This is a genomic window from Alloprevotella sp. Lung230, assembly GCF_014385435.1.
In the GTDB taxonomy this organism is placed as follows: Bacteria; Bacteroidota; Bacteroidia; order Bacteroidales; family Bacteroidaceae; genus Alloprevotella.
This window is the reverse complement of the sequence record NZ_JACSUD010000006.1, coordinates 23,476-45,271: the sequence shown is the minus strand read 5'-3', so window position 1 is coordinate 45,271 and position 21,796 is coordinate 23,476. Positions and strand designations below refer to the sequence as shown.

18 protein-coding genes and 4 tRNA genes are annotated in these 21,796 nt (G+C 53.3%); 19 read left to right on the top strand and 3 right to left on the bottom strand.

The features are described from left to right. Positions 1 to 10: 10 nt before the first annotated feature. Both H8527_RS05050 and H8527_RS05045 read right to left on the bottom strand, forming a co-directional pair. Positions 11 to 1,063, bottom strand: coding sequence for a carbohydrate-binding family 9-like protein (locus tag H8527_RS05050; RefSeq protein WP_187546150.1), 1,053 nt, complete (start codon positions 1,061 to 1,063; stop codon positions 11 to 13). A 53-nt stretch (positions 1,064 to 1,116) separates the two neighbouring features. Next, positions 1,117 to 2,493, bottom strand: a complete 1,377-nt coding sequence (locus tag H8527_RS05045) for an alpha-L-fucosidase (RefSeq protein WP_187546148.1) — start codon at positions 2,491 to 2,493, stop codon at positions 1,117 to 1,119. 216 nt (positions 2,494 to 2,709) lie between these two features. Between H8527_RS05045 and H8527_RS05040 the strand changes: the two genes are divergently transcribed. The 19 genes from H8527_RS05040 to rpoC all read left to right on the top strand — a co-directional run bounded on the left by H8527_RS05040 (position 2,710) and on the right by rpoC (position 20,289). Continuing rightward, positions 2,710 to 3,942: a sigma-54-dependent Fis family transcriptional regulator gene (locus H8527_RS05040; protein WP_187546146.1), complete on the top strand. Its 1,233-nt coding sequence runs from the start codon at positions 2,710 to 2,712 to the stop codon at positions 3,940 to 3,942. A gap of 13 nt (positions 3,943 to 3,955) precedes the next feature. After that, positions 3,956 to 4,504 (top strand): LptE family protein, encoded by a 549-nt coding sequence (lptE, locus tag H8527_RS05035; protein ID WP_187546144.1) that lies wholly within the window; start codon positions 3,956 to 3,958, stop codon positions 4,502 to 4,504. A 40-nt stretch (positions 4,505 to 4,544) separates the two neighbouring features. Further along, positions 4,545 to 5,285, top strand: a complete 741-nt coding sequence (locus tag H8527_RS05030; protein WP_187546143.1) for a hypothetical protein — start codon at positions 4,545 to 4,547, stop codon at positions 5,283 to 5,285. Positions 5,286 to 5,289: 4 nt separating this feature from the next. Further along, entirely contained in the window at positions 5,290 to 5,625 is a 336-nt protein-coding gene (gene secG / locus H8527_RS05025; RefSeq protein WP_187546141.1) for a preprotein translocase subunit SecG, read from the top strand. A 920-nt stretch (positions 5,626 to 6,545) separates the two neighbouring features. Next, positions 6,546 to 6,836, top strand: a complete 291-nt coding sequence (locus tag H8527_RS05020; RefSeq protein ID WP_187546140.1) for an HPF/RaiA family ribosome-associated protein — start codon at positions 6,546 to 6,548, stop codon at positions 6,834 to 6,836. A gap of 120 nt (positions 6,837 to 6,956) precedes the next feature. Beyond that, positions 6,957 to 7,039 (top strand) — tRNA-Tyr (locus tag H8527_RS05015). Between the two features lie 21 nt (positions 7,040 to 7,060). After that, positions 7,061 to 7,133 (top strand) — tRNA-Gly (locus H8527_RS05010). Positions 7,134 to 7,147: 14 nt separating this feature from the next. Further along, a tRNA-Thr gene (locus tag H8527_RS05005) sits at positions 7,148 to 7,219 on the top strand. A 90-nt stretch (positions 7,220 to 7,309) separates the two neighbouring features. Then, on the top strand, positions 7,310 to 8,491 hold the full coding sequence (gene tuf, locus H8527_RS05000) for an elongation factor Tu (protein ID WP_187546138.1): 1,182 nt from the start codon (positions 7,310 to 7,312) through the stop codon (positions 8,489 to 8,491). Positions 8,492 to 8,580: 89 nt separating this feature from the next. Next, positions 8,581 to 8,653, top strand: a tRNA-Trp gene (locus H8527_RS04995). An 18-nt stretch (positions 8,654 to 8,671) separates the two neighbouring features. Further along, positions 8,672 to 8,857: a preprotein translocase subunit SecE gene (secE, locus tag H8527_RS04990; RefSeq protein WP_187546136.1), complete on the top strand. Its 186-nt coding sequence runs from the start codon at positions 8,672 to 8,674 to the stop codon at positions 8,855 to 8,857. 16 nt (positions 8,858 to 8,873) lie between these two features. Beyond that, on the top strand, positions 8,874 to 9,416 hold the full coding sequence (gene nusG / locus H8527_RS04985) for a transcription termination/antitermination protein NusG (RefSeq protein ID WP_187546135.1): 543 nt from the start codon (positions 8,874 to 8,876) through the stop codon (positions 9,414 to 9,416). A gap of 70 nt (positions 9,417 to 9,486) precedes the next feature. Continuing rightward, positions 9,487 to 9,924: a 50S ribosomal protein L11 gene (rplK, locus tag H8527_RS04980; protein WP_187546133.1), complete on the top strand. Its 438-nt coding sequence runs from the start codon at positions 9,487 to 9,489 to the stop codon at positions 9,922 to 9,924. Positions 9,925 to 9,949: 25 nt separating this feature from the next. Then, positions 9,950 to 10,648 (top strand): 50S ribosomal protein L1, encoded by a 699-nt coding sequence (rplA, locus tag H8527_RS04975; RefSeq protein ID WP_187546132.1) that lies wholly within the window; start codon positions 9,950 to 9,952, stop codon positions 10,646 to 10,648. Between the two features lie 17 nt (positions 10,649 to 10,665). Next, complete coding sequence (gene rplJ, locus H8527_RS04970; RefSeq protein WP_187546130.1) at positions 10,666 to 11,187, top strand: 50S ribosomal protein L10; 522 nt, start codon at positions 10,666 to 10,668, stop codon at positions 11,185 to 11,187. Positions 11,188 to 11,259: 72 nt separating this feature from the next. Next, positions 11,260 to 11,634 carry a 50S ribosomal protein L7/L12 gene (gene rplL / locus H8527_RS04965; RefSeq protein WP_187546128.1) on the top strand — a complete coding sequence of 125 codons (375 nt, stop codon included), beginning with the start codon at positions 11,260 to 11,262 and terminating at the stop codon, positions 11,632 to 11,634. 101 nt (positions 11,635 to 11,735) lie between these two features. Further along, positions 11,736 to 11,999 (top strand): hypothetical protein, encoded by a 264-nt coding sequence (locus tag H8527_RS04960; RefSeq protein ID WP_187546127.1) that lies wholly within the window; start codon positions 11,736 to 11,738, stop codon positions 11,997 to 11,999. Positions 12,000 to 12,077: 78 nt separating this feature from the next. Next, entirely contained in the window at positions 12,078 to 15,923 is a 3,846-nt protein-coding gene (rpoB, locus tag H8527_RS04955) for a DNA-directed RNA polymerase subunit beta (RefSeq protein WP_187546125.1), read from the top strand. 100 nt (positions 15,924 to 16,023) lie between these two features. Beyond that, positions 16,024 to 20,289, top strand: a complete 4,266-nt coding sequence (gene rpoC, locus H8527_RS04950; RefSeq protein WP_187546123.1) for a DNA-directed RNA polymerase subunit beta' — start codon at positions 16,024 to 16,026, stop codon at positions 20,287 to 20,289. Between the two features lie 355 nt (positions 20,290 to 20,644). On the opposite strand, the gene H8527_RS04945 is transcribed toward rpoC, so the two are convergent. Then, entirely contained in the window at positions 20,645 to 21,715 is a 1,071-nt protein-coding gene (locus H8527_RS04945) for a LuxR family transcriptional regulator (RefSeq protein ID WP_187546122.1), read from the bottom strand. Positions 21,716 to 21,796 lie beyond the last annotated feature (81 nt).

The following is a 21,796-nucleotide window of genomic DNA, read 5'->3' as shown; positions in this document are numbered from 1 at the left end:
CGGTGGTGGACTAAGGCGCTTGTTCGTCCCATTGCCCACGCTCATCGAGCGAGAGGATGCGGCCGTCGGACTGCGTGACACGAAGCACGAAGCGTGAGGCGGTGGCTTCGAGCGAAAGTCGAGCATCCGGCGTGAGCGTGCCGCGGTCGGCCGCCGTGCACCCCAACTCGGCGAGCGAAGCAGCAAAAGCCCCAGTGCGGGCGCGGTGTGCCTCCTGAGCGTAGTAGAGCGCCCAGAGCAGGCGGCGTTCCGCATGGTGGGCCGGCAGTGTCGGCGCTTCGCCCTCGTTGAGGAAGCAAAGGTAGCCCCAGCGCTCGGGCATGTGCATCGCAATCTCTCCGCAGGGCGACCACACCCAGTTTTCCTCCGGGCCTTCGGGATGCAACCACTCCACCCGCGAGAAGTTGAGCCGCCACACTTCGCCCGCCTTCACCCCTTCGGTGTTGCGGAAGTTTTTGCGCAGCGAACGGATGGGGATGGCCATTTCCACCGTCCATCCGCGGTCGATGTCGCGGCTGTCGTTGAGCGTGCCGTCCACCTGCACCGCGTGGCGCAGCCCCGTGCAGTTCCACGAGAGGAGAAACTCACCGCCGGCTCGGTAGGGGTGCGTGAGCAGGAGGTCCATCATCGTGTTGCGGGCGTTGACTTCCCACTCGTAGTAGTCGATGCCGCGCCCCTCGGGGTCGAGGAACACCTCAAAGTCGTTTTCCTTCCAGATGATGGTGTCGCGCTGCCGGAGCCGGGCTGTGACGTTGGGCTCTTCGAGCGTGGCAGCGATATAGAGGTGGTCGGCGTCCCACAGCAGCCGGGCCGTGGTGGCATATTTCGGCCGCGGATGCCCTTCGCCCTGAATGTCTACAAACAGGTCGGTGCGGTCTGCCCGCTGCCAGTCTGGTTCATCGAGCCGACCGTCGATGGTGATGGGGCCGTGGGTCGGTCGGCAGGCATAGACTTTCGGCTCGGTGAGCTTGTGGGCGAAGCGTGCCAGCAGGCCGTCTTCTGCCGCGAGCCTAAAAGAGAAAAAAGGGGAGAGTGCGAGGAGCAGCAAGGTGTGTCGTATCATGCGGAGAAAGCTTAGGGGGAGGGGCAGTATGTCCCGTGTTCAACATCGTTTGGTCAATTCGAGGTAATCACCTTTCCTTCACCGCGATAGAGGCGGCAAGGGCCGTCAAGGAGCACCGCCAGCACGGTGATGTTCTCGTCGAGCACCGTGTCGGGCACGTCGATGTAGAGGTTACCGGGGAGATCGTTCCAATAGTTTTTGTTGTACACCTTATAAGGAAGCATCGCCCCATTGCCCACCACCCAAACGCGGTGCACGCGGTTCATCAGACCTTTCACCTCAATCGGGCCGTTCGGGCGGTAGGGGAGATAGAGGTAGAGGATGTCGCCGGCAGCGTTGAGCGTTGAGTAGCCTTGGAAGTGCTCTGCCGGGATACCGGCTCGTGTGGCGTAGACCGCTTCGGCGTGCTTCCTGTTCCATCGGCCGAAGACTTTGAGGATGTCCACCTGCTCCTCCGGCAGGGTTCCGTCGGCGCGCGGTGCGATGTCGAGCAGGAGATTGCCTCCGTTGGAGAGGCAGTCCACGTAGGTGCGCAGGAGCATTTGTGGTGTTTTGTAGTTGCGGTCGGTGGGCTGGTAGCCCCACGAGTCGTTCATCGTCATGCAGAGTTCCCAGTATTTCGCTTCGGGACGCACCACCGGTACGCCCTGCTCCGGCGTGGCATAGTTGCCATAGCCTTGGATGCGGCTGTTGATGATGCAGTCGGGAGCATAGCGGCGCAGCAGATGTACGATGTCGGCACTGCGCCAGGTGGCAGCATCCTGTTCCCAATCGCCGTCAAACCACCACAGGTCGGGGCGATAGGCACGAGAGAGTTCTTCGAGTTGCGCAAAATTAAAGCGGCAGAAGCGTCCCCATCGTGCCGAGTCATCCTTGACGGCATAGCGCGTGGTGGTGCGGGTGAAGTTGGGATAGTCCGGATGCGACCAGTCGAGTAGGGAGTAGTAAAGTCCGAGGTGCAACTGCGGATGTCGCCGCACCTCTTCCACAAAGGGCGTGAGCACATCGCGCCGTGCCGGAGTAGCTTTCGGCACAGAGAGGGCCGATGCTTTCGTGTCCCACAGCGCCACACCATCGTGGTGTTTGGTGGTGATGACGGTGTAGCGCGCTCCGCTTTCAGCAATCAAATCCACCCACTCCTTGGGGCGATAGTGAGCCGCGGTGAAGCCTTTGCACTGCCGCATATAGGCTTCGTAGGGCAGATAGTTGTTGTGGAACGACCAACTTTCGCTCACGCCGTCCACAGCATAAATCCCCCAATGGATGAAGATACCCAGTTTCGCCTCGGCAAACCACGCCATACGTTTTGCCAACTGTTCGGGCGTTTCGGAAGTGGTAGGACCGAGGGTGTTCTGTGCCCACACTGCCCCAGGGAGACCAAGCAGGAGCAGCAGACAGAAGTTTTTCCAAAAAGAATGAATGTGCGTCATATTCGATGAGATAAAACAACATATGCAAATATAGACAATAATGTTGAGAAAACTGCATTTATCCGTCCCAAAAGCCCACTTGCTTCTAACAAAATACAGAAAAAGGGCAAAAGGGCATTCGGAAAAATCCACAAAAGCGCGCACAAACAGAAAATAAGTCGTAACTTTGCAATTCCATTTTGCGGTAGTCTGTCCGCCTCAAAGCCTCTTTTTCTCATGCAACTCAAAGAACTTCAAGCCGTCAAGCAGCGATATGGCGTCGTGGGCAACTGCGATGCGCTCAATCGCGCGGTGGAGATTGCGCTCAAAGTGGCCAAGGTAGACCTCTCCGTGCTCATTCAAGGCGAAAACGGTGTCGGTAAGGAAATCATCCCGCGCATCATCCACGATGCCGGCAGCCGCAAGGGCAAAAAATATCTGGCCCTCAACTGCGGGGCCATCCCCGACGGTACCATCGATTCCGAACTCTTCGGCCACGTCAAGGGTGCTTTCACGGGCAGTGTCGACAGCCGCGAAGGCTACTTCTCCGCCGCTGATGGCGGGACGCTTTTCCTCGACGAGGTGGGCGAACTGCCTCTCCAAACGCAAGTGCGCTTGTTGCGTGTCCTCGAAACGGGCGAATACATCCCCGTCGGCTCCAGTGAGGTGAAACGCACCAATGTGCGCATCATCGCTGCCACCAATGTCGACATGGCGCGTGCCATTGCCGAAGGGCGCTTTCGCGAAGACCTCTACTATCGTCTGGCGGCCATCAGTATCAGTATGCCGCCTTTGCGCGAGCGCGGCAGCGACATCGACATCCTCTTTCGTAAGTTTGCCCTTGAGATGAGCGAACGCTACGGCATTCCGCCCGTGCGCCTCAACGAGGCCGCCAAGCAACTGCTGCTTTCCTACTCCTGGCCGGGCAATGTGCGCCAGCTCAAGAATGTGGCCGAAAGTATGTCGGTGACCGTTGATGAGCGCGAAATCACGCCCGACATCCTGGCGCGCTTCATCCCCACCGACACGAGTCACACGCAGATGGTGGTGGGCACTCCCCTCCATCCACCGGTCGTGACCAACGGCGAGACTTACAATGCCGACCGCGAACTCATCTTCCAGATGATCAGCAAACTCAGCCATGAGGTGGAAAAGCTTCGCACGGAGGTGGTGCAACTCAAACAACAGCGCCACCACGCTCCTACCTCCGACCCCACAACGCCGGCTTTTCTCTCCTATCATGCCTCGGATTCTGCAGCTATGCCGCTTGATGAGGCCGAAGAAATCATCGACGATTTCCACGGCACTGCCGTCGACGACTTGCGCACCAAGGACGATGTGGAGAAAGAACTCATCCGCAAAGCCCTCCTGCGCCACAACGGACACCGCAAACAAGCCGCAGAGCAAATCGGCATCTCCGAGCGCACCCTCTATCGAAAGATCAAAGAATATGGTCTCGACGACCTCTAACCTTCCCCACCGCATGTCTGCCTTCCGCCTTCCCTCTTTCTTCCCCACACTCCGGCGCTTCGCCCTCATCTTCGGTGTACTCTTGGCTGCCGTCGGCTTGTGGACCGCGTGCAGCATCAGCTATAAGTTTACGGGGACAAACCTCAACTACGACCTCATCAAGACCATCCAGATTGACCACCTCCCCAATCGCGCCCCCTACGGATGGGCACCCATGGAGGCGATGTTCAACAACCAACTGCAAGACCTCTATGCCAACCAGACGCGGCTGCGACTCGTCAAGCGCGGTGGCGACCTCCACCTTGCCGGCGAGATTGTCAGCTACGATCAGTTCAATAAGTCTGTCTCGGCCGATGGCTTCTCCTCCCAAGTGCAACTGCGCGTGACGGTCAACATCCGCTTCGAAAACCGCAAAGCCAATCAGCGCTGGGAACGGCAGTTTTCTGCCACAGCCCCTTACGACGCCCGCTTGCAACTCGCGCAAGTGCAGGAACAACTCGTTCGCGAACTCCTGCGCGACATCTCCGACCAAATTTTCAACGCCACCGTTGCCGACTGGTGACTTCCCTCCATCTCACAACCCCTCTGCACCGCCCATCCGCATGGACATCGCCCACCTGATTCACCATCCCGAACAACTCAACGAAGAGACCCTCTACGAGCTCCGCAAACTCGTGGCGGTGTCTCCATGCTTTCAGGCGGCGAGGTTGCTCTTTCTTAAAAATCTCTTTCTGCTCCACGACTCCTCGTTCGACCAAGAACTTCGCCGTGCCGCCCTCTATCTCCCCAACCGCCGTCTCCTCTTCAATATGGTGCACGCCGGCGACTACGAGATACAGCCTGCCACCCATACCATCACTCCGCGCCCGACTGCCACAACTGTTGAGGCCGATCGCACCTCCTCGCTCATCGACTCCTTCCTCAACCAGACACCGGCGCAATCACCACAACACCGCGTGAGGGTCGACCCTTCGGCCGACTACATGACCTACCTCCTTCAGGCCCGCGAGGGAACGCCTACCCCCACAGCGCCGACTGTCGGCCACAGTCGAACCACCGCTCTCATCGACACTTTCATTGGCCAGAAACAAGAGCGCATCGTCCTCGACAACAATGCTCAAGGCCCTGAAAGCCTGCTCCCTCCCGATGCCGACAGTGTGCAGCCCGAAGAGAGTTGCTTCACCGAGACTTTGGCACGTATCTACATCAAACAGGGGCGTTATGAGCGCGCGCTTGAAATTATCACCAAGTTAAACTTGAATAATCCAAAAAAAAGCATTTACTTTGCAGATCAAATCCGCTTTCTGCACAAACTCATTGTCAATAATAAACACAAATCATAAATCAATGTACACGCTTTTCGTTATCCTCGCCGTCATTACGGCCATCCTTCTCGCCATCGTGGTCCTCGTTCAGGAGTCAAAAGGTGGTGGTCTCGCCTCCAATGTCTCCGGTGCCAACTCCGTGCTCGGTGTCCGCAAAACCACCGACTTCATCGAGAAGGCTACTTGGATTCTTGCTGCTGCACTCGTGGTGTTCAGTGTCGCTTGCAGTTTCTTCGACCATCAGGAAGTGAGTGATCCCTCCGAAATCGTCACCAATATGGGTACGCCCACGGCTCCGGCCAAGACGCCTGTTCAAGCCCCTGCAGCTCCCGCGGCTCCGGCACAGCCTGCAAAATAACCATACATTGCTGCCCATCTGCGGTCATCAACCAAGAGGACAACTTCATCGCGTGGAGTTGTCCTCTTTGTCGTAAGGTAACATCACGGGATTTTCCGAAGAGGGCTACATCGCCGCAAGCACAATGCCGCAGGACGGTCCCGAAGGGGTTTTCTCTCAATAGCCGTAGGCGAGGAAGGCGAAGTCCGACGAACCTACGGAACGTCCAATACCGAAGGGAACGCCCATCGGGAAACCATCCCCCATCGGTAAGCCGGCAAGTGAGGGCTGTTGTGGGAGGGCTCTTGTACGCGCGCACGCGCGTATACCCTATATAGTTTGTGTTCTTTGCCTTCAATCCTTCACCTCTTGGCTTATTGTGTTGTCATTCAGTGGATTGCGGGTGAAGGCAAAGGCGCTGCTGCCTTCACCGAAGAAGGGGAAACTTGTGCTCGCGCGTCTTCCGACTTAGCGCTGATGATGAGGGAAATCCCCCTAGGGTGAAGGCAGTGAAAGCAAAATGCACGCTGCATAGTTGTAGTGCGTACGCGCGCGAGGCGCAGTGGAAACTACCTCTGAGGTAGTTGCTGCTACCTCTGAGAAAAATAAAACTACCTCTGAGGTAGAATTTTCCGGAAGGGGAGGGCGAATTTTGGGAAGGGAAGGAGGCAGCGCAAACTTAAAAGATGGCCTTTGGGAAGAGGGAGAACTTTTGCCCCACTGGCTTCCGGCGGAGAAAACCGAAGCCGGACGAACGAGGGGAGGGCAGGATGCCTTGTTTTCCTTTCTGTGTTTTTTCTCATTGTGGTTGAAGAAAAACGGAAAATTATTTGCGTGTCTCGAAATAAATCTCTATTTTCGCCTTGTCAATCCTTGAGAGTGTATTCCTCGGGAAGACAATACCTAATTTCAAAACCTTTATTTAAGAAAAGGAGGACATTATGGATTTCAAACTTCAAACCATTCGTTTCAATGCCACTGAAAAACTCGTGGCTTATATCGACAAGAAAATGGCCAAGTTCGAAAAGCACGCGGAGATTCAAACGTGCGAACTGACCCTTAAAGTCGTGAAACCTGAAACCGCACACAATAAAGAAGCCAGTTTGCACCTCACCCTGCCCGGGAAGACCATTCACGCTGAGAAAGTGGCCGATACTTTTGAAGAGGCAGTAGACCTTTGTGTTGATATCGCCCGCCGCGAGCTCAGCGAAAATAAGGAAAATCGAGGGTAGCGCGAAAAAAAGAGTTGAAAAAATTTGTGGGTTTGAATTTTATGCTTACCTTTGCAGCCGAATTGAGGACGCTTCTACTGCTCGCAGCTGAAAAGTTGAGCATAGAATGCCCACAATGACGGGCAGTTACCAGAGTGGCCAAATGGGGCAGACTGTAAATCTGCTGGCTTACGCCTTCGGTGGTTCGAATCCATCACTGCCCACATTCCTCCTCATGGGGATTTGCGGAAGTAGCTCAGTTGATAGAGCACTAGCCTTCCAAGCTGGGGGTCGCGGGTTTGAGCCCCGTCTTCCGCTCACAAGATTTTCTTGCTGTTATAGCTCAGCGGTAGAGCACTTCCTTGGTAAGGAAGAGGTCGTGAGTTCAAGTCTCACTAACAGCTCTCTTTAAGGAGATTGGAGAGATGTGAAAAACAGATTTCCGGTCTTTTTTATTCTCAATAGAATTTTATAATCAAATAAACACCAATACAATGGCAAAAGAACAATTTCAGCGTACCAAGCCGCACGTGAACATTGGTACCATCGGTCACGTTGACCACGGTAAGACTACTCTTACTGCCGCTATTACTCATGTACTCGCGAAGAATGGTTTCTGCGAAGTGAAGTCTTTCGACCAGATTGACAATGCTCCTGAAGAAAAGGAACGTGGTATCACGATCAACTCTTCGCACGTTGAATATGAAACTGCCAATCGTCACTATGCTCACGTTGACTGCCCGGGTCACGCCGACTATGTGAAGAACATGGTAACGGGTGCTGCCCAGATGGACGGTGCTATCATCGTAGTTGCTGCTACGGATGGTCCTATGCCCCAAACTCGTGAGCACATCCTTCTCGCTCGTCAGGTGAACGTGCCCCGTCTCGTTGTGTTCCTCAACAAGTGCGACATGGTTGAAGACGAAGAAATGCTCGAACTCGTAGAAATGGATATGCAAGATCTCCTTTCTCAGTACGACTTCGAAGAAGATACTCCCATCATCCGTGGTTCTGCCCTCGGTGGCTTGAATGGTGTTCCCCAGTGGGAAGAAAGCATCCTCAAGCTCATGGATGCTGTTGACACTTGGATTCAAGAACCCGAACGTGACCGCGATAAGCCCTTCTTGATGCCTGTTGAAGACGTGTTCTCTATCACTGGCCGTGGTACTGTTGCTACTGGCCGTGTAGAAACCGGTGTCGTTAAGGTTGGTGATGAAGTTCAGATTCTCGGTCTCGGTGAAGACAAGAAGTCGGTGGTTACCGGCGTTGAAATGTTCCGCAAGCTCCTTGATCAGGGTGAAGCTGGTGACAACGTAGGTCTCCTCCTCCGTGGTATCGATAAGACTGAAATCAAGCGCGGTATGGTGATTACTCACCCCGGCGTTATCAAGCCTCACAAGAAGTTCAAGGCTTCCATCTATGTCCTCAAGAAGGAAGAAGGTGGTCGTCACACTCCCTTCGGTAACAAGTATCGTCCTCAGTTCTATCTCCGCACGATGGACTGCACGGGTGAAATTCACCTCCCCGAAGGCGTAGAAATGGTAATGCCCGGTGACAACGTAGAAATCACTGTTGAACTTATCTACGCTGTAGCCCTCAACGTGGGTCTCCGCTTTGCTATCCGCGAAGGTGGCCGCACGGTAGGTTCTGGTCAGATCACTGAAATCCTCGACTAAGATCCGCTACTCGGAAATGTGATTCTCGCCTTGAGAATCTCTCCATAACAAGAAAGGTTCCGGACTCTCCGGAGTTCGGAACCTTCTCTACGGGAATAGCTCAGTTGGTAGAGCACTGGTCTCCAAAACCAGGTGTCGGGAGTTCGAGCCTCTCTTCCCGTGCTCAAACGAATAGTGAACATGAATCGTATCATTAAATACTGTAAGGATTCATACTCAGAATTAGCGCATAACACCACTTGGCCCACTCGTCAGGAGTTGACGCATAGTGCAATTGTTGTACTCTTTGCTTCCATACTCATTGCAGCTGTGGTCTTCGCGGAAGATACGTTTTTTGAGTGGATCATGGGTTTTATATACCACTAATTAACACCTTAACAAAATGGCTGAAATCGAAATGAATTGGTACGTCCTGCGTGCCGTGAGTGGAAAGGAAGCCAAGGTAAAGGAGTACATCGATGCTGAAATCAAGAATGGTCGGCTCGGTGGTTTTGTAGCACAAGTGCTCATCCCGACAGAGAAAGTTTACCAAGTACAAGGCAATAAACGCGTTGTCAAGGAACGTAACTATCTGCCGGGTTATGTTCTTGTAGAAGCAAAGTTAGTGGGCGAGATTGCTCATGAACTCAGAAGTACTCCCAACTGCCTTGGATTTTTAGGAGGTATGGACAATCCCACCCCTCTGCGTCCGAGCGAAGTCAATCGTATCTTAGGTAAGGCCGATGAACTCGAATCTGAGCCCATCGATGTGCCCATTCCTTTCACCGTTGGCGAGAGTGTCAAAGTCAAAGACGGACCGTTTAGCGGATTTTCCGGCGTGGTTGATGAAATCAACGACGAAAAGAAGACGGTTACGGTCTCTGTCAAAGTGTTCGGCCGCGCTCAGCCGCTGACACTTGGGTTTATGCAAATCGAGAAGGAGTAAGGCCGCGCAGTTACGTGCGCAGGCACTACAAGAACCTTTCTCAACAAATCAATCAAAACAATAGAACAAAATGGCAAAAGAAGTTGCTGGATTAATCAAATTACAGATTAAAGGTGGCGCTGCAAATCCTAGCCCTCCCGTAGGTCCCGCCCTCGGTTCTAAGGGTATCAATATCATGGATTTCTGCAAGCAGTTCAACGCCAGAACTCAGGAGAAAGCCGGTAAGGTACTTCCCGTAGTTATCACTTACTACAACGATAAGTCCTTTACCTTTGAGGTTAAGACTCCCCCCGTTGCAATTCAGTTGCTCGAAGCTACGAAGAAGAAGAGTGGCTCTGCACAGCCCAACCGTACGAAGATTGCCGAGGTAACTTGGGAACAAGTACGTGCGATTGCTGAAGACAAGATGCCCGACCTCAACTGCTTCACTGTGGAGAGCGCAATGCGCTTGGTCGCTGGTACTGCACGCAGCATGGGTATCACCGTCAAAGGAGACTTCCCCGCTTAATGTATAACACTTCAATTTTTGAACAATGAGTAAACTTACTAAGAATCAAAAGTTGGTAGCCGGTAAGATTGAAGCAGGAAAGGCTTATTCTCTTGCAGAAGCTTGCAGCTTGGTGAAAGAAATTACCACCACCAAGTTTGACGCTTCCTTCGATATCGATGTGCGTTTGGGTGTAGACCCCCGTAAGGCCAACCAAATGGTTCGTGGCGTTGTTTCGCTTCCCAATGGTACTGGTAAGACGGTGCGTGTGCTCTGCCTCTGCACTCCCGATCAGGAAGCTGCCGCTAAGGAAGCTGGCGCTGACTATGTAGGTCTCGACGAATATATCGAGAAAATCAAAGGTGGCTGGACCGATATTGATGTGATCATCACGATGCCTGCCATCATGGGTAAAATCGGTGCCCTCGGTCGTGTGCTCGGTCCTCGTGGCCTGATGCCTAACCCCAAGAGCGGTACTGTGACAATGGATGTTGCCAAGGCTGTCCGCGAGGTGAAGCAAGGTAAGATTGACTTCAAGGTCGACAAGGCCGGTATTGTGCATGCTTCCATCGGTAAGGTGTCGTTCGACACCGACAAGATGATTGGCAATGCCAAGGAGTTCATCAACACCATCATCAAGCTCAAACCCACTGCCGCCAAGGGCACTTACATCAAGAGTATTTATCTTTCTTCTACCATGAGCAAGGGTGTCAAGGTTGATCCCAAGGCCATTGAAGAAGCTTAATTTTTTAATAGAAAATCATGAGAAAGGAAGATAAAGCCGTTATCATCGAGAAGCTCGGTGAACAACTCAACGAATACGCACACTTCTACCTCGTCAACGTGGCCGGCCTCAACGCTGCGCAAACGAGCGACCTCCGCCGCAAGTGCTTTGCACAAGGCGTGAAGATGGTAGTCGTGAAGAATACTCTCCTCGAAAAGGCATTTGAAGCTGCTGAAATCGATTATTCTCCCCTGTATCCCGTCCTCAAGGGCAGCACGGCAGTCATGTTCTGTGACGTGGCCAACGTACCTGCTAAGTTGATTAAGGAAGCTGGTAAGGATAGCGGTGTTCCCGCACTGAAAGCTGCTTATGCTGAAGAAGGCTTCTACGTGGGTGCAGACCAACTCGATGCCCTCTGCGCCATCAAAAGCAAAAACGAGGTTATCGCCGAAGTGGTATCTCTCCTCCAAAGCCCCGCAAAGAACGTTATTTCTGCGCTCTCCGGTGCCGGACAGACTATCCACGGCGTGCTGAAGACTTTGGGCGAACGTCCCGAGTAATCTCAATTCAAACCGCCCTTGCCAGAGGGCAATTTACCCAGACAAATTATAAACAAATAAATAATTACTACAATGGCAGATATCAAAGCAATTGCAGAAGAACTTGTAAATCTTACTGTAAAAGAAGTAAACGAACTCGCAACCATCCTCAAGGAAGAATACGGTATTGAACCCGCTGCTGCAGCTGTTGCTGTTGCTGGTCCCGCTGCTGCTGGTGCAGCTGCTGCTGAAGAAAAGTCTTCTTTCGACGTTGTTCTTAAGAGCGCCGGTGCTGCAAAGCTCCAAGTTGTTAAGGCTGTGAAGGAATCTTGCGGTCTCGGCCTCAAGGAAGCTAAGGACCTCGTTGACGCTGTTCCCAGCAAGCTGAAGGAAGGCGTAGGCAAGGAAGAAGCTGAAGCTCTCAAAAAGGCTCTCGAAGAAGCTGGTGCTGAAGTAGAACTCGCTTAATTCGACGTCATAATTCCCTGAAAAGGGTCGGTTAAGAATCCTCTGGTAGAGGGTTCTTAACCTTTTTGCGTCTATTTCCCTGCTCTCTAAAAAGAAGGCTTATGAACACTGAATTTGAACAGAAAAAACAGCGGCCGAGCTTCGTTTTGCTCATCTTATCGCTGCTTTTTCCCCTGTTGGGTTTCATTCTTTATTTTTCAAAGCGTAACAAACAGCCCGGTGCGGCTCAGTATGGATGGGCAGGCGTGATAGGCATGTTGCTTACCTTTACCGGAAAACATATCTTTCCAGGTATGTTTGGTCGCGTTTTCAGTTTTGTCACCCACGAAATGATTCCCCTATTGTTCGGAGTGCTTAACTGCTAACCCACTTGGCCAATGGCGGCTGATACCTGCCTTTGGTCGCACTTGAATAAAACGTAATAAGAAATAAACGACAATCGAATGTCCCAAGTAATCAACAACCGAGTCAATTTTGCATCGGTGCACAATCCGATGCCTTATCCCGATTTTCTCGATGTCCAATTGAAGTCGTTCCGCGAGTTCCTGCAACTCGACACGCCTTACAATTTGCGTAAGAATGACGGACTCTACAAGGTGTTTGCCGAGAACTTCCCCATCACGGACTCTCGCAATAGCTACACACTTGAGTTTTTGGACTACTATATCGACGCCCCGCGTTACAGCATCGAAGAGTGCCTGGAGCGTGGATTGACGTATAGTGTACCTCTCAGAGCGAAACTGAAACTTTCTTGTAGTGACTCCGACCACGAGGATTTTGAGACGGTGGAACAAAGTGTGTTCTTGGGTCCGATCCCTTACATGACGGACAACGGTACGTTCATCATCAATGGTGCTGAACGTGTTGTCGTGTCGCAGTTGCACCGCTCGCCCGGTGTCTTCTTCGGATCGAGCGTACACGCCAACGGCACGCAACTGTATAGCGCGCGCATCATTCCTTTCAAGGGAAGCTGGATTGAGTTTGCCACGGACATCAACAACGTGATGTATGCCTACATCGACCGTAAGAAGAAGTTGCCCGTGACCACGTTGCTTCGTGCCATTGGTTTTGAGGAAGATAAGGATATCCTTTCTCTCTTCAACTTGGCGGAAGAAGTCAAGGTGAACAAGAGCAACTTGAAAAAGGCCATCGGTCGTAAGTTGGCCGGTAATGTGGTGAAAACCTGGACGGAAGACTTTGTCGATGAAGACACCGGCGAAGTGTTCTCCATCGAACGTGTGGAGGTCGTACTGGAACGCGAAACCGTCCTCGATGAAGACAATATCCAGAGTATCTTGGAGAGTGGGGTAGAGCTGGTGCTCCTCCACCATGCCGAGACTTCGGGCAGCGACTATTCCATCATCTTCAACACGCTGCAGAAAGACACCTCCAAGTCGGAGCGTGAAGCCGTCCTCTACATCTATCGCTTGCTGCGTAATGCCGACCCGGCGGACGATGCCGGTGCTCGCGAAGTCATCAACAACCTCTTCTTCTCTGAGAAGCGCTATGACTTGGGCGAAGTGGGTCGCTATCGTATCAACAAGAAGTTGGGTCTGGACACAGAAGCCGATGTGCGGGTGCTGACGCGTGAAGATATTATTGAGATTATCAAATATCTGGTGGAGCTGATCAACTCAAAGGCCACCGTGGACGACATCGACCACTTGTCCAACCGCCGTGTGCGTACGGTGGGCGAGCAGCTTTCCAACCAGTTCTCCATCGGTTTGGCACGTATGAGCCGCACCATCCGCGAACGCATGAATGTGCGTGACAACGAAGTGTTCACTCCTACTGATTTGATCAACGCCAAAACCATTTCGAGCGTCATCAACTCTTTCTTCGGTACGAACGCGTTGTCGCAGTTTATGGACCAGACGAACCCGCTGGCCGAAGTGACCCACAAGCGCCGCCTTTCGGCACTGGGTCCCGGCGGTCTGTCGCGCGAACGTGCCGGCTTTGAGGTGCGTGACGTACACTACACCCACTATGGTCGTCTCTGCCCGATTGAAAGCCCGGAAGGTCCGAACATTGGTCTGATTTCTTCGCTCTGCGTTTATGCCAAAATCAACGACCTCGGCTTCATCGAAACGCCCTACCGCGTCATTCAGAACAGCGGTGAGAAGGATGCCAATGGCAATGACATTTACAAGGCCGACCTGAACAACGACAATGTGGTCTACCTCAGTGCTGAGGAAGAAGAAGACAAAATCATCGGTCAGGGTAATGCACCGCTGAATCCCGATGGCTCCTTTATCCGTACGACCGTGAAAAGCCGTCAGGAAGCCGACTATCCTGTTGTACCTCCCTCGGAAGTGGCTTTGATGGACGTAGCTCCCCAGCAGATTGCGTCGATTGCAGCTGCTCTCATTCCCTTCCTTGAACACGACGATGCCCACCGTGCGTTGATGGGATCGAACATGATGCGCCAGGCTGTGCCTCTCATCCGCTCCGAAGCCCCCATCGTGGGTACGGGCATTGAAAAGCAGGTCTGCGAAGACAGCCGCACGATGATTACGGCCGAACGCGATGGCGTGATCGACTACGTTGATGCCACGAAGATTGTCATCACTTACGACCGCACGGAGGATGAAGAATTTGTGTCGTTTGATTCTGCTACGGTAGAATATAATATCCCCAAATTCCGTCGTACCAATCAAAACATGACCATCGACCTGCGCCCCATCTGCGACAAGGGTCAGCGTGTCAAGGCCGGTGATATTCTTACCGAAGGTTATGCCACTGAAAACGGTGAATTGGCTCTGGGTCGCAACCTCCTCGTGGCCTACATGCCTTGGAAGGGTTACAACTACGAAGATGCTATCGTGCTCAACGAACGTATGGTGCGTGACGACATCCTCACTTCGGTGCACGTGGATGAGTATTCACTCGAAGTGCGCGAAACGAAGCGCGGAATGGAAGTACTCACCAACGACATTCCCAACGTTTCGGAAGAAGCTACTCGCGATTTGGATGAAAACGGTATCGTGCGCATCGGTGCACGCGTTGTGCCGGGCGACATCCTCATCGGTAAAATTACTCCGAAGGGCGAAAGCGACCCCACTCCCGAAGAAAAACTGCTCCGCGCTATCTTCGGCGAGAAGGCGGGCGATGTCAAGGACGCTTCGCTCAAAGCCAATCCTTCGCTCTCGGGTGTGGTGATTGATAAGCACCTCTTCAGCCGTGTGCACAAAATCTCACGTGCAGAAAAGAACGCCGACAAACTGAAACTCCAGAAGTTGGACGATGAGTTTGAAAAGGAAGCCGAAGCACTCAAAGATATGATGCTCGATAAGTTGGTAGCACTCACCAAAGACTTTACTTCGATGGGTGTGAAAGACAACATCGGTGCTGAAGTGATTGCCAAGGGAGCGAAATTCTCGAAATCTCTCTTCCAAACACTCGACTTCACCGCACTCGAACTTTGCAACTGGACGGGCGACGAGCGCATCGACGACTTGGTACGCGACCTCGTTATCAACTACTTGCGCAAGCACAACGAGATGGATGCCGTCTTGAAGCGCAAAAAGTTTGCCATCACCATCGGGGACGAACTGCCCAGCGGCATCATCCAGATGGCGAAAGTCTACATTGCCAAGAAACGTAAGATTGGCGTGGGTGATAAGATGGCCGGTCGTCACGGTAACAAAGGTATCGTGTCGAAGATTGTGCGCCAGGAAGATATGCCTTTCTTGGCCGACGGTACGCCGGTCGACATCGTGCTCAACCCCCTCGGTGTGCCTTCGCGTATGAACATCGGTCAGGTGTTTGAAGCCGTTCTCGGTTATGCCGGTCAGAAGCTCGGAGTGAAGTTTGCCACCCCCATCTTCGACGGTGCACACCTCGAAGACTTGTGTGAGTGGACGGACAAGGCCGGTCTGCCGCGCTACTGCGCAACGCAGCTCTACGATGGCGCTACGGGCGAACAGTTCGACCAAAAGGCCACCGTCGGTGTGACCTACATGCTCAAACTCGGCCACATGGTGGAAGACAAGATGCACGCACGCTCCATCGGTCCTTACTCTCTCATCACGCAGCAACCTCTCGGTGGTAAGGCACAGTTTGGTGGTCAGCGTTTCGGAGAAATGGAAGTCTGGGCCATCGAAGCCTTCGGTGCCAGCCACGTGCTTCAAGAAATCCTCACTATCAAGTCCGACGACGTTACGGGCCGTTCCAAAGCCTACGAGGCCATTGTCAAGGGCGACCCCATGCCTACGCCCGGTATCCCCGAGTCACTCAACGTGCTTCTGCACGAGTTGCGCGGATTGGGACTCAGCATCACGCTCGACTAACACGCTTTGCCCTGTCGCAAAGGGCGCTTGACCGCTCAAGCGCACCTTTGCGCAGCAAGCTATACAAGAATCTTTCTTACACACAATATACAAGTAAGTTATGGCTTTCAAAACAGACAGAAAGATAAAAACCAATTTCACAAAAATCACCATCGGTCTGGCATCTCCCGAAGAAATTCAGGCCAACTCCTATGGTGAAGTGTTGAAGCCCGAGACGATCAACTATCGTACCTACAAGCCCGAGCGTGACGGTCTCTTCTGCGAGCGCATTTTTGGTCCGACCAAGGACTATGAGTGCCACTGCGGAAAATACAAGCGTATCCGCTACAAAGGCATCGTCTGCGATCGTTGCGGTGTGGAAGTGACCGAAAAGAAGGTGCGTCGCGAACGTGCCGGACACATCTCCTTGGTGGTGCCGGTGGCGCACATTTGGTACTTCCGTTCGCTGCCCAACAAGATGGGCTACCTGCTGGGCATTCCCACCAAGAAGCTCGACATGATTATCTACTACGAGCGTTATGTCGTGATTCAGCCTGGTGTGCTCGGTGATGAACTGGCCGTAAACGACCTGCTCACCGAAGACGAATACTACGAGCAACTCAAGAAACTCCCCAAAGAAAACCAATATCTCGAGGATACCGACCCCAACAAGTTTATCGCTAAGATGGGCGCCGAAGCCATCCTCGATCTCCTCCAACGCATCGATCTCGACAGCCTCTCCTATGAGCTCCGCGACCGTGCTAACACCGATGGGTCGGTGGCACGTAAGAGCGAAGCCCTCAAGCGCTTGCAGGTGGTAGAGTCGTTCCGTGCTTCGAAAGAACGCAACAAGCCCGAGTGGATGATTATGAAAATCATTCCCGTCACTCCGCCTGAGTTGCGTCCGCTCGTGCCGCTCGATGGTGGTCGCTTCGCCACCTCCGACCTTAATGACCTCTATCGTCGTGTCCTCATTCGCAACAACCGCCTCAAGCGTCTGCTTGAAATCAAAGCTCCCGAGGTCATCCTCCGCAACGAGAAGCGTATGCTTCAAGAAGCCGTGGACAGCCTCTTCGACAACAGCCGTAAGTCGAGCGCGGTGAAGAGCGAAAGCAACCGTCCCCTCAAGTCGCTCTCCGACTCGCTGAAGGGTAAGCAGGGACGCTTCCGTCAGAACCTCCTCGGTAAGCGTGTTGACTATTCCGGACGTTCGGTCATCGTTGTCGGCCCTGAACTGAAGATGGGCGAGTGTGGTTTGCCCAAATTCATGGCTGCCGAACTCTACAAGCCTTTCGTCATCCGCAAACTCATCGAACGCGGCATCGTGAAAACGGTGAAGAGCGCCAAGAAAATCGTGGATCGCCGCGAACCCGTGGTTTGGGACATCCTCGAACTCGTCATGAAGGGACACCCCGTCTTCCTCAACCGTGCTCCGTCGCTCCACCGTCTCTCCATCCAGGCCTTCCAGCCCAAAATGATTGAAGGTAAAGCCATTCAGCTCCACCCCCTCGCTTGTACGGCCTTCAACGCCGACTTCGATGGCGACCAGATGGCCGTCCACCTTCCCCTCTCCAACGAAGCCATCCTCGAGTCGCAGATGCTCATGTTGCAGAGCCACAACATCCTCAATCCTGCCAATGGTGCACCGATCACCGTACCTTCGCAGGACATGGTGCTCGGCCTCTACTACATCACCAAGCTTCGTCCCGGGGCAAAGGGTTCCGGACTGACGTTCTACGGCCCCGAAGAAGCCATCATCGCTTTCAACGAAAAGCGTGTGGCACTCCATGCTCCGGTCAAGGTGCTGGTCGATGACATCAATGACAACGGTCTCCCCATTCGTCATCTCGTCGAAACTTCGGTGGGACGTGTCATCGTCAACGAAGTTATCCCCCCCGAAGTGGGCTTCATCAACACCGTTGTGTCCAAGAAGTCCTTGCGCGACATCATCACCCAGGTGATTAAGACGGTCGGAATGGCGCGTGCCTGCGAGTTCCTCGATGGCATCAAAAACTTAGGTTATCGCAAAGCCTACGAAGGTGGTCTTTCCTTCAACCTCGACGATATCATCATTCCCGAAGAGAAGAAGGCCATCGTGCAAGCCGGCCACGACCGCATCGACCAAATCATGGGCGACTACGGTATGGGCTTCATCACCGACAACGAACGCTACAACCAAGTTATCGACACTTGGACGAAGGTGAACAGTGACATCAAGAGCACCCTCATGAAGCAGATGACCGAAGCCGACCAAGGCTTCAACGCCGTGTTCATGATGCTCGATTCCGGAGCGCGTGGTAGCGCCGACCAGATTGCCCAGCTCGCCGGTATGCGTGGTCTGATGGCCAAGCCCCAGAAGGCCGGTGCCGACACCCGTTCCACCATCGAAAACCCCATCCTCTCCAACTTTAAGGAAGGCATGTCGGTGCTCGAATACTTCATTTCCACTCACGGTGCCCGTAAAGGTCTGGCCGACACCGCCTTGAAAACCGCCGACGCCGGATACCTCACCCGCCGTCTTGTCGATGTTTCGCACGATGTCATCATCAACGAAGAGGACTGCGGAACGCTCCGCGGCCTTGTCTGCACCGCACTCAAGAACGGTGATGAAATCGTCTCTCCCCTTTCTGAACGCATCTTGGGCCGTGTTTCCGTCCACGACATTGCACATCCCGAAGATGGACATCTCCTCGTGCATGCCGGCGAAGAAATCACCGAAACCATAGCTGTCTCCATCGAAAAGGCAGGTATTGAAGAGGTGGAAATCCGCTCCGTCCTCACCTGTGAGTCGAAGCACGGCGTCTGCATGAAGTGCTACGGCCGCAACCTCGCCACCTCAAAGATGGTGCAGAAGGGCGAAGCCGTGGGCGTTATCGCTGCTCAGTCCATTGGTGAACCCGGTACGCAGCTGACACTCCGTACCTTCCACGCCGGTGGTATCGCCGGTGGTGCAGCAGCCAATGCTTCTATTGTGGCGAAGAACGAATGCAAGGTAGAGTTCGACGAACTTCGCACCGTTGATGTCGTCGGCGATGATGGCACTCCCGGCAAGGTCGTGGTGTCACGTCTGGCCGAAGTGCGCTTCGTCAACGACCACACCGGCATCGTCCTCTCCACGCAAAATGTTCCTTACGGTTCGCAACTCTTCGTCAACGAGGGCGAGAACGTCGAAAAGGGAACGCTCATTGCCAAATGGGATCCCTTCAATGCTGTCATCGTCACCGAGGCAGCCGGTCGCATCGTCTTTGAAAATGTCAAGGAAGGTGTCACCTACCGCGTAGAGGAAGACGAAGCCACCGGTCTGCGTGAACGCATCGTCATCGAATCGAAGGAGCGCGGCCTCGTGCCCACTGCCCACATCGTTGATGAAAACGGACAGACCCTCCGCACCTACAACTTCCCCATCAACGGCCACATCACCGTCGAGGACGGACAGAGCCTCAAAGCGGGCGATATCATCACCAAGATTCCTCGCGTAGTGGGTTCGGCAGGCGACATCACCGGTGGTCTGCCGCGTGTCACCGAACTCTTCGAGGCGCGCAACCCGTCCAACCCCGCTGTTGTTTCCGAAATCGATGGCGAAATCACGATGGGCACTGTCAAGCGCGGCAACCGCGAAATCGTGGTCACCTCCAAGCTCGGCGAAATCAAGAAGTATCTTGTGCCCCTCTCCAAGCAAATCCTTGTGCAGGAGAACGACTTCGTTCGTGCCGGAACGCCGCTTTCCGATGGTTCCATCACCCCCAGCGACATCCTCGCCATCCAAGGTCCCACCGCCGTTCAGGAATATATCGTCAATGAGGTTCAGGACGTCTATCGCCTCCAAGGTGTGAAGATCAACGACAAGCATTTCGAAGTCATCGTTCGCCAGATGATGCGCAAGGTGCAGATCAACGAACCCGGCGACACCCGCTTCCTCGAGCAGCAAATCGTCGACAAGCACGACTTTGCCGAAGAAAACGACCGTATCTGGGGCAAGAAAGTCGTGGTCGATGCCGGCGACTCCGAAACGATGAAGAAGGGTATGATTGTCACTGCGCGCAAGCTCCGCGATGAAATCTCTCAGCTCAAGCGCCGCGACCTCAAGCCTGTTGTCGTTCGCGATGCCGTTCCCGCCACCTCTACCCAAATCCTGCAAGGTATCACGCGTGCTGCCCTCCAGACCAAGTCGTTCATGTCGGCAGCCTCCTTCCAAGAGACCACCAAGGTGCTCAACGAAGCTGCCATCTCCGGCAAGACCGACTACCTCGAAGGTATGAAGGAAAACGTGATTTGTGGTCACCTCATCCCTGCCGGTACGGGGTTGCGCGAGTTCAACCGCATCGTCGTTGGCGATATGGACGAATACAGCAATCGCAACCGCGATGAAGCTGCCACCGAAGAATAATCTCTCTTTTTAGCGCCACACAACAAGAGGCCGTAGCATCATTCACCTGATGCTGCGGCCTCTTTTTTGTAATGCCAACCATAGATTTTCTCGCTGATTTCTGCTTCTATCTGGAACGTGTGCACTTGGATGGACATGGCCCATTACCGAAAGAAGTTCGTTGCTTCAGCAAGAAAAGTTGAAAAGTTCAGGAGTAATCTATAAACCAAACCTTGGTTGATGTAATTCAAACCTTGGTTTATAGTTTCTCTTTGGTGAGCGTAACTTTTTTCTAGGGGCGGACTTGTTTTTGTTGGGATACTGATGGTCTACTGAATGTCTACTTAATTCCGACTTTTCTTGCCGATAGAGAACTCTACGAGAGGATTTGAAGGGAGGGAAGCATTTGTTTTTTCTTCCCTTCGCTTTTTCTCCTTTTGTTGTTTTTCGCCTCCATCACCCTTTCCTTCAAGAATCGCTGCAAGTCCTCCTCCTTTTGCACACCCAGTTTGTTGCGGATGTGTGTGCGCACCACATCAATGTTGTTGCCCGTCTTGCCGAGCAACAGTGCCATTTCGCTGCGCTTCTTGCCTTCCAGGATGAGTTTAGCCACTTGGATTTCCGATTTTGTGAGGCAGGGGAAGATCTCTTCCAAGTCGCAGTCGTCCATCAAGTGCTGTTTCAGGTGGATGCGCACCGCATTGATCAAGTTCTGTTGGGACACCGGGGTGAGCATCTCAAACAGCCGGTCCACATCCTCCTCCGTAGGGTCAGAAGTACGGCTCATCCGCAGGTAGCCCTCCACCTCGGCAGGGTTGAGCCGGATGGCGCGCATCAGCGTCGACTCACGATGTTGCAGTGCGCTGTTCTCCGTCTGTACATTCCTCACGTTGCGCCGCAGCAATTCGCCCAGTAGGCAGAGCAAGCCCTCTACGAGGATAAAGAATATAAAGACGTTCCAGAGTGAAGGCTCGCCAAGATACTTGGCCACACTCCCATAAGTTGTGAGGCTGATGGCGGCAACGACAAAAGGAGTGTATTTGACGAAGCTCATCACCAGAAAGACTATTGCCAAAATCGAGGTAACCTGATTGAGCAGTATGAGCTGCAGAAAGTGGTCAGGGCGTGTCTCAGCGAAATAGGCAAAGCGGCACGCGATGGTGGCTTGTGCTACGAGCGTCACGATCGAGAAAGCCACCGGCAGCGCAATTCGGCGCTTGAGATAGAGCAAGAGGGCAATGAGGCAGGCTCCCAGATGGATGCCGCTCATCACCCGAGGCAACACCTCTTGCGAGCCTCCTCCGCCCAAGAGTTGAGCGGTGATGACCGTAAACACGAGTGCGGAGTGCAAGAGATAGACGATGATTTGGTGGCGCCCCAGAGCATTCTCGGAGCGTGACCATAGGAAGGATTTAAACTTTTCAGGGAGTGTGTGAAGGAAGGTCATGTTTCTTTTTGGGTTGAAATTAAGATGGGATCAATACAGGTTCAACATGACTGCAAAGTTAAGCATTTGTTTTCGCTTTTT